Source organism: Streptococcus sp. oral taxon 058 str. F0407 (genome assembly GCF_000235485.1).
In the GTDB taxonomy this organism is placed as follows: domain Bacteria; phylum Bacillota; class Bacilli; order Lactobacillales; family Streptococcaceae; genus Streptococcus.
Genome location: NZ_JH378881.1, coordinates 1 through 8,235, shown reverse-complemented (window position 1 = coordinate 8,235; position 8,235 = coordinate 1). Strand labels below are relative to the sequence as shown.

Sequence of the window (8,235 nt, the reverse complement as noted above, 5' to 3'; positions counted from 1 at the left end):
ATGCTGAAGCTGAGCGACTTGCTGAAGCACTTTGACTAGCATTTGCTGAGCTTGATGCTGATTGGCTCGCACTGATGCTTGCTGATACAGATGCTGAGTGGGATTGATGTGCACTAAGCGATGCACTCGCTGAAGCTCTTTGACTTGAGCTTACTGATTGGCTTGCTGATGTCGACTTAGAGATGCTACCGTTACCATCAATAGTCATTGAGAAGCCTCTTATCGGGAATCTCCTTTGATTTGTTCCCTCATTTTGCAGTGCTGCAAAATATGTAAGTGATTGAGGATTCTCTGGAACAGTACCATAAACTCTCATCTTAACATCAGGGCCACTAGAAGTAAATTTATATGTTATCCAGTCACCATTTGGTTTAATCCGTCTGTAGTTATCTATCAGAGTTAGTTTAGCTGGATGTACAAATTGGTTTGTAGAGTTTCTGTGATGGATAGTTACAGTGAAATTGAACTTTTGACCAGGTTGGAGAACAACATTCCCAGGTCCATCTATGACCTGAAGTCTCGGAGCCCAATCAAATCCTTCATCACCTGGTTGTGGCAACCTACGGAAACCTGAATAACCAGCACTACGGAAACCTGACTGACCAACTTCTTTTGGTGAAGAATTTACTGTCTTGTCTGCTTTTTGGTCTTCTTCAGCTTGCTTGGTTGCGTCCTTACCTTGGGCTTGGTTCTTATCAGCTACCACACCAGCTGCGATATTGTTGCTTGTCGTTGCTGCTTGGCTTGCGCTAAGAGCTGCACTAGCCAAACTTTGGTTAGCACTACCTGATACAAGACTTGCCGCAGGGCTGACCTTAAGGTTGAGCGATGCAGAAGCTGAGGTAGACACAGAAGCCTGCGCTGATGGTTCGCTAACAGCTGATGTACTCTCAACTACAGAGGCTGGTGCTGGAGCGCTCGCTGACTCTGATGGTGTAGAGCTTACTGATGCAGATGCTTTTGCACTTGCTGAGACTGATGTAGGAGCTGATGTTGATTGACTCGCTGACTCAGATGCTGGAGCAGTTGATTGACCTGCTGATGTTGAAGCACTTGCAGATGCTGACTGACTCGCTACGACTGACTGACTTGCTGATGTTGAAGCACTTGCAGATGCTGACTGACTTGCTGAGGCAGATTGACTGACTGAAGCTGACTGACTCGCACTCGCTTGAGCCTCAACAGATTGACTGACTGATACAGAGGCTGCTGTTGCAGATGTTTGTTCTGCTTGAGCTTTCTTTACTTCTGCTTGCGCTTGAGCGATGATTGAGTTAGTACTTGTTTCAGTTGTTTCAGCTGCTTTCGGTTCAGCAGCGATGACTGTTTTATCCTTTTCTGTATACTCAGATGTTTCATCCGCATAAACAGTTTGCTCTTGAGTCATCACAAATCCTGCAGCCCCCGCGGCCAGGATTCCCCCTATACCCGCTAGCGTGTTAAAACTAAGGTGTGCGTGATCAAGTTCTTCAGTGTCTGACAGGGTACTAGAGACAACTTCGCCCATCCCACCGATACGGAAGAGATCCAATTGAGAGTTCGAGGCTTTTACCCAGTTTTTACCCGACTTGTAAAGCTTATAACGCTTTTTCTCATCTACGATCTCGAAATCTTTGTTAAATTTTTTACTTCGAAACATTTGATTCCTTTCTTTTATCCAAATGCGATCCTTTGTTAACCTCATGATCATTAACAAAGCGTAGTTGCGCTGCCCTCTCAAAACCAAAGCCAATAAAAGCCGCAGTCAGTCTCAGTTTTTATCCCTTTGACTCAGAAAAAGCAGATTCCATCTGGGATATACCAGTTACTTTTATCTAGTATATACCATTTATCATTTTACCAAAACAGCTCCTCCTTTTCAAGCATTTATACCCGAAATGACCAATGAAAACGCCTAATTTTTATCTAAAATTCGCTTTTAAGGTTCAAATTATTGAAAGCGTTTTATTATTTTTCGAGATTCCTCCCCCCTTTTTCACACTAATTCAATTAGATAAAAACAAAAAACCTTGACAAGCAAATCGTCAAGGTTCATCTGTTCTAGAGACCTCCTCCATCCAGAAAAAATCCTAGAAAAAGTGTCCCAACTGCATGAGTAGTGTGACCAAAAGGGTGACGAGAAAGAGAACGCCGCCCAACACAGCAATCACACTAAAATCTTGCTTCTCCCTTTTTAGGGGTTTCTTTCGATTATCTAGCTGTTCTCGTATATGTTCTTGTAAAATTCCATTGTCCTTGTTAGACATGTGCTCCTCCTTTTCTGTTGATAGAAAGGAACTTGCTTTCATCGAAAGCAAGCCCTTGTCTTATTAGCTTATAAAATTGCCTTGTAGGCTTCCAGATCAGCCTGATTCGCCGCCTGTTTTTGCTTAGCAAGAGCTGCCTCCATCTCAGACGGAAGAGAGAGAACTCCCTGAATCTTGCCTACCATGGCTGATACATTTTCCACCGGATAAATATGGCTTTCTGCAACGAATCGATGATTGTGACAAGTCGTCTCAAAACTGAGAATCAGCATATTATTCTCAAAAGCTGTTCGACTACCATTGAGAATTTCATCACTAATATTGATATCCAGATACAAGTCACAGCGAGCAAAAAGTTCATTCACCTTAGCTGGACGAATATTAGGGTAGAGGGAAATATTCGGATAGCGATTTAGTTCCATCAAACGACTTGACATCTCAGTAATCGCTCCAATATGGAAATGAACATTTGGTAATTGAGTCAAAAGCGACTCAATTTGCTCGATTTGGTCACTATTCGTCAGGATCAAGGCTTCTGGATTCATATTATTGAGGCGATGGTATTGATAGAGATAACCAACATTGCGGAAGTAACTCTTCTCTTTTGGTGTTGCAAGCTTGAGGATTTTATCATAAACTTGCTTATCCTGTACTGCGATACGGATGTTGCGATGAGGCAACTGCATCGCTGCTTTCATGTTACCCGGCAACTCCTCTCCAATCGGCTCCTGCCAGAAGAGAATATCCTCTGCTCGTCCTTCTTTTGGAGTCAGACCAACGGCTACTAAAAATGGTGTTGCTAGAGAATTGTAGATAATGCGATCTGTATCATATCCACGATATCGCAAGTAAAAGATTACAAACTCTTGCTTAGAATTGAAAATATGGCGTTTTCCATCAAGAGTTAAGACAATATCCTCTGTTAGATGATTTTCCATAATCACCGTTACGTTATCTTGATTAAAGTAGCGTGTATGAGTTGGACGTTGGGCATCATCATAGGTAATCTGTGCAAAGAGACGTCCCTTGCGATTGTAAATGTCCGCAGCACGTACACGACCTTGATCATCCAACCACTCGACTGCACGCACACGACGTTCGTGTGTTGGTTGACGGTAAAAGATATTGGCACGTTTCTTACCCATATCTAAGATTTCACCATTAACATTACTCGAGCGGATTTCCCACAAATGAGGCCTTGGAACAAGGTTAAAATAAAGAGGTAGATCGTCCTCTGAAGCCACATCTCCAGTAAAGTAACTGTAAGGCGACTCAACATCAGGTGCGAGGTAGCCATCGTCTCGGATCACGACAACAGGGCAGTCTAACCCAGCTGCCTTAAGTGAACGTAACAAATCAAAACTCGCTTGATCATAGCGTTCAAATAAACAAATCATAGTGTTTATGCCTTTCTTTTCGAATCTCTACTGATGCTGTGCAGATTGAACAAGATCATACCAACGCTGGGCGATATGTTCATCAAGATATGGTTCTGCCACCTCGTAGGACACACGGGATAAATCTTCTTGGGAATGTTGAGTAAATAGCTGGACAATCTTTTCTGCATATTCCGTTGTCATTGCATCCAGATCATCTGGACGCGCCTCAGGAATCAAATAGCCATTTTCCCCATCACGGATAAAGGTTGGATTTCCATAACGTACATCAAAACCAATAATTGGCAGACCAGAGCCAACCGCTTCTAACAAGGTCAAGCCAAATCCTTCACTTGTGGAGGCAGACAGGTAAGCAGAGTAATTTCGATAAACATCTGCCATGTGGTGATGCCCCATCAGACGGATATACTCTTCTGCATTCAACTCATGAATCAACTGCTCCAACATGGCTCTTTCACCACCCGTACCATAGATATCAAAAGTGATTTCAGGTAATTGCTCATGTGCCTTCACTACAGAGTGAATCAACCAATCAATATGCTTTTCACTTGCCAAGCGCGAAGCTGTAATCAATCCAAACGGCTTGCGCTCTCCTTCTGGATGACGCAATTGATCTAAACTTCCCACCGGAATAGTCAAGATTTCCTTTGGTTTGATGTTTGTATATTGAGCGAATTGTTCTTTGAGTAGGTTCGTTTGCGCATCGGTCGAGTTAATGATATAATCCACTTCGTCAGCATATTCGAACTGATACTCATAATAGTTATTCCATAAAATATAGTCTTTCTCAGCAGGATTTTCACTAAAGTGGTCTGCATGAACGATTACGACTAGCTTTGCATCACCCTTATTAGCAAAGATAGCTTGACCAATATCTGTCTCTCGGTCTAAGATCAATAAATCTTTGTTCGTCAGAGACAAACTTCTTATAAAATGCGCGACAAACTCTTGCTTAGAATAGAAAACATGATTTGGGAAACGATAGACTTGCGTCTCCTGTCTACCATCGACTTCATTGATGATTTCCTCATAAGCCACACTGCCATCTTCATTGAGCCAGGTACGTTGATATAATTGCGCATGACCATTCATCGGACTAAAATACTCGATAAAATTCTTCGTATAAGTATAGTACTCTTTTTGAATCAAACAACCACGCGAAACAATTTCAGCGCGCTCAATCAACTCTTTGTCCATGTCACAGGCATAACAAGTCACAAAATCACCATCACCAAATACAAGTCGAATCGTCTTCATATCGGTGTCTCGGATAATTTCGAGGGGCTCTTTATCGAAACTCGCTAAGACCTGTGCTAGCGTATAGGTCGTCGGTGCAATTTTAACATCTGTAAAATACTGATAAAGCCAGATAACCTCAGAATCTTCAAAGCCAATATTCTTTGTCAAATGTTCAATGTTATCAGCAGATATAAAATCCATAAAGATGAACTTCGCTTCTAAGCCAACACTACGAAGCAATTTTGCACGGTAGATCTGTGCATATTCTACACCGCTACTCGCCCAGCCAATCCCCAAATTGATGTTATAAATTGTCATATTTGATTATCCTCTTACAAAAAGTTATCTCGTTTAATTCTCGAAAGACGTTTGATTCTCTTGCCCTTATCATCATCTAACTTATCTTCGTCTTTCTTTTTAGGTTTTGCGCGACGTGAAGTGATGTAGCTGACAGAGATAGCACTATCTGTTCCTGTTTTTGCAAGGGGTTGTTCGAGATGGACTTTCTCTCTCTCAGGCACCACCTCTTCTTTCTCCTTAGCAACTTCCTCTGGTCTATCAAGTTCTTTACGTAATTCTTGAATTTTTTTGATATCTTTTGGTTTACCATCGATATCGTCCAGTTCTAGAAAATCATCAATTCGACTAATAATATTTTTAATTTTTTCTTTTTGTAAATTATACAATCTCTCAGCCTCTGCCCGTTTTTTTGTCAGAGTATCGATTTCTTCGAGAATAGATTCTCTCGTATCCAAGTAGTCTTTTTGTGCTTTTTCTAAAACTTCTTTAGCTTCTTTTTCTGCCCTATCATGAGCTTCAATAACAAGAGATTTGGCATAAATAACTGCTTCACCGATCTCTTTTTCTTGATTCTTCATAGAGTCGATTTTTTTACGTAGGGACTCGATTTTTTCATTCTTCTTTTGAATTTCACGATCGAACCCTTCCTCTAATGCTTCGATACAATCTTCGACTTCCTTAGCACGGTAGTTACCGAACAATGTTTTCTTAAGTCTCATTTTGCTCCCTCTATTCCTTACTTATTCTGATTTACACCACTACTCCTCATTGTAGCATAAAATAGCGTAAATTGCCATTCTTTTCTAAGCTCCAAATAAGGAAAATATTCTGAAGCACTATCAAGCAAAACCCGAACTTAGCTTAAAGTTCATCTATTTCTAAAAAAATGTCTGATTGATAGATCAGACATTTTCAAAAGTAAAAACATGAACGCTACTTTTAAACCAGAAAGGATTCGAGTTATTACTTCCTATTTTAAAAGTTTAGTTCCGTAAAAGTAAGTGGTGTATAGCCAAGTAATTCCACACCATCATACTCGACTGTTTTCACGATCTCTTGGATGTTCGTTTTCAGCTCTTCAGTTGCTACACCATTTGGATCATCCAAGACCACATCATCTTCCACGACGAAGAGCGGCTTTTGGTAACGATCGTAAAGATTGTTCATCACGAGACGAAGTCCTACAGAATCAATGCGATTTTGACCATTACTTACATATTTGTTGATAAAAACTTCTTGGGAATTGCTTGATGCATAATAACTGAAGCTGACAAAGTCAATTTTCCCATCTCTTAGGACAAAGAGGTCGTCATTTTCAATATCCAAGGCGATTTGATCACGTTCCAAACGACGCAAAAAGTGATTTGGGTAGTATCCACGAACTTGCACGTCTGTAAACAAATAATTTTCCCTATCTTTGACTTCTGCTTCCATTACATCAATAGCACTTTCAGTTTGCTGACTGTAATTTTTACTAACAACCATCATCCCACCAAACTGAAACTCTGGGTTGATTGTTTTTCCGAGCTTGATTGCACGTGCAGAAGCAACCAATTGATAATGAGCTGCTTGCCAAATCACCTGTTCTTGATTGTCATCTGCTCCAAAAGACAATCCCCCACCAAGAAACGGCAAATGGTGCAAAACGTTGAATTCATTGAAGGTAATCCAATACTTCACTTTGTCCTTAAAGTGCTGAAAGACAGCTTCTGCGTAACGCTCAAAGAGTTCGATCATCTTGCGGCTTTTCCAAGCTCCATATTTTTCGTATAGATTCAGCGGAAGATCAAAGTGACTCAAGGTCACAATCGGTTCGATATCTTTTTCTAATACGTCATCGATGATTGCTTCATAATATTTCAACCCCTCTTCACTCGGCTGCAACTCTTCACCACTTGGAAAGATGCGTGCCCAAGAGATCGAGATTCTATAGGCATTAAAACCCATTGATTGAATCAAATTCAGTTCTTCCGTATAATCTCTCTGACCTGCCGAAGCAAATCTACCTAGGACATCATAAGATCCTAAAGGTACATTTTTGTAGTCAACTGTTCCATTCAAAACTTCTATCCGAGATTGGTCAACTGGTAGTACATCTGTAGTACCCAAACCTTTGTTACTATTTGACATCATATTTCTAATCATAGCGACTCCTTTTGATTTTTATTATTTCTAGTTAATGATTGCAAGTTCTATTTAGAATGATTTCTCATCTTCCTTTTTTTGAGTAATAGCAGCCAAACCAGACAATTCACTTGCAACATTTCTTAAGTCACGTGCTAGAGGCTGCGAACCTGGTTTGAGTAGGTGGTAGAGTTGGCGTTCTGTCATCCTTAAATTTGTACCATTTGATTCTGAATAGTGAGACAGATGTTTCAGAGAGTCTTGCAAATCTACATTCTTTATCAATTCTTCTCTATTTTCAGACTCCTGTTGCTCCTCAACAATATGTGCTTGAGACGATCCTTCTTCAGAAATTTCAGGTGTCATCACTTCTTGCACTTTTTGCTGGTGAGTTAGAGGGCTCATGTCCAGTTCAGAGAGGCTCTTATACAGGCGCTCCGAAGTATGCAGGTCATGCGAGAATACTTCTGTCTCCGCCACACTCTGTCTATAGGAACCAAATTCTGATTCTAACATACTATAGGATTGAGATAGGGATGCTTTCCTTAAGCTCACCGAATCAGCTACACTCTGACTTTGACTTAAGGATTCAGATATTTGTTGGCTTTGACTTAATGATTCAGACTCACTGAGATAGAGGATTTCGCTCAAACTTAACGACTCGGACTCAGAAAGTAAATGAGAAATCATCTCACTCAAGGAAAGAGACTCAGAAAGAGATTCCCACTCACTCTGGCTCAGGCTATAGAACTCAGATTCAGAGACACTCTGACTCGCTTGTTCTGATTCGGAATAACTCCACCACTCTTGTTCTGAGTAGCTTTGGGATTCTGAAACGGATTCCCACTCACTCTGGCTCAGACTATAGAACTCTGACTCAGAAGCACTCTGACTTGCTTGTTCTGATTCGGAATAACTCCACCACTCTG

Annotated in this window: 6 protein-coding genes and 1 pseudogene; all 7 read right to left on the bottom strand. The window is 40.9% G+C overall.

What is annotated here, in order from left to right; genetic code table 11:
• The coding region (locus HMPREF9184_RS10010) for a KxYKxGKxW signal peptide domain-containing protein (RefSeq protein WP_033585885.1) at positions 1 to 1,639 on the bottom strand (1,639 nt) is incomplete at its 3' end.
• A 430-nt stretch (positions 1,640 to 2,069) separates the two neighbouring features.
• Positions 2,070 to 2,246: a hypothetical protein gene (locus tag HMPREF9184_RS00860; protein WP_000066116.1), complete on the bottom strand. Its 177-nt coding sequence runs from the start codon at positions 2,244 to 2,246 to the stop codon at positions 2,070 to 2,072.
• Positions 2,247 to 2,314: 68 nt separating this feature from the next.
• On the bottom strand, positions 2,315 to 3,643 hold the full coding sequence (gene gtfB, locus HMPREF9184_RS00855) for an accessory Sec system glycosylation chaperone GtfB (protein ID WP_000562907.1): 1,329 nt from the start codon (positions 3,641 to 3,643) through the stop codon (positions 2,315 to 2,317).
• Positions 3,644 to 3,670: 27 nt separating this feature from the next.
• Entirely contained in the window at positions 3,671 to 5,200 is a 1,530-nt protein-coding gene (gene gtfA / locus HMPREF9184_RS00850; RefSeq protein WP_000158472.1) for an accessory Sec system glycosyltransferase GtfA, read from the bottom strand.
• A gap of 14 nt (positions 5,201 to 5,214) precedes the next feature.
• Positions 5,215 to 5,901 (bottom strand): hypothetical protein, encoded by a 687-nt coding sequence (locus HMPREF9184_RS00845; RefSeq protein ID WP_001237382.1) that lies wholly within the window; start codon positions 5,899 to 5,901, stop codon positions 5,215 to 5,217.
• A 256-nt stretch (positions 5,902 to 6,157) separates the two neighbouring features.
• Entirely contained in the window at positions 6,158 to 7,327 is a 1,170-nt protein-coding gene (locus tag HMPREF9184_RS00840; protein ID WP_000620806.1) for a family 1 glycosylhydrolase, read from the bottom strand.
• Positions 7,328 to 7,378: 51 nt separating this feature from the next.
• Positions 7,379 to 8,235 (bottom strand): annotated as a pseudogene (locus HMPREF9184_RS09715) (hypothetical protein); the annotation flags it as partial.

Bases quoted from the DNA above. Each gene is read 5' to 3' on its own strand.
- gtfB (WP_000562907.1), bottom strand. From the start codon at position 3,643: ATGATTTGTTTATTTGAACGCTATGATCAAGCGAGTTTTGATTTGTTA.
- HMPREF9184_RS00845 (WP_001237382.1), bottom strand. From the start codon at position 5,901: ATGAGACTTAAGAAAACATTGTTCGGTAACTACCGTGCTAAGGAAGTC.
- HMPREF9184_RS00840 (WP_000620806.1), bottom strand. From the start codon at position 7,327: ATGATTAGAAATATGATGTCAAATAGTAACAAAGGTTTGGGTACTACA.
- gtfA (WP_000158472.1), bottom strand. From the start codon at position 5,200: ATGACAATTTATAACATCAATTTGGGGATTGGCTGGGCGAGTAGCGGT.
- HMPREF9184_RS00860 (WP_000066116.1), bottom strand. From the start codon at position 2,246: ATGTCTAACAAGGACAATGGAATTTTACAAGAACATATACGAGAACAG.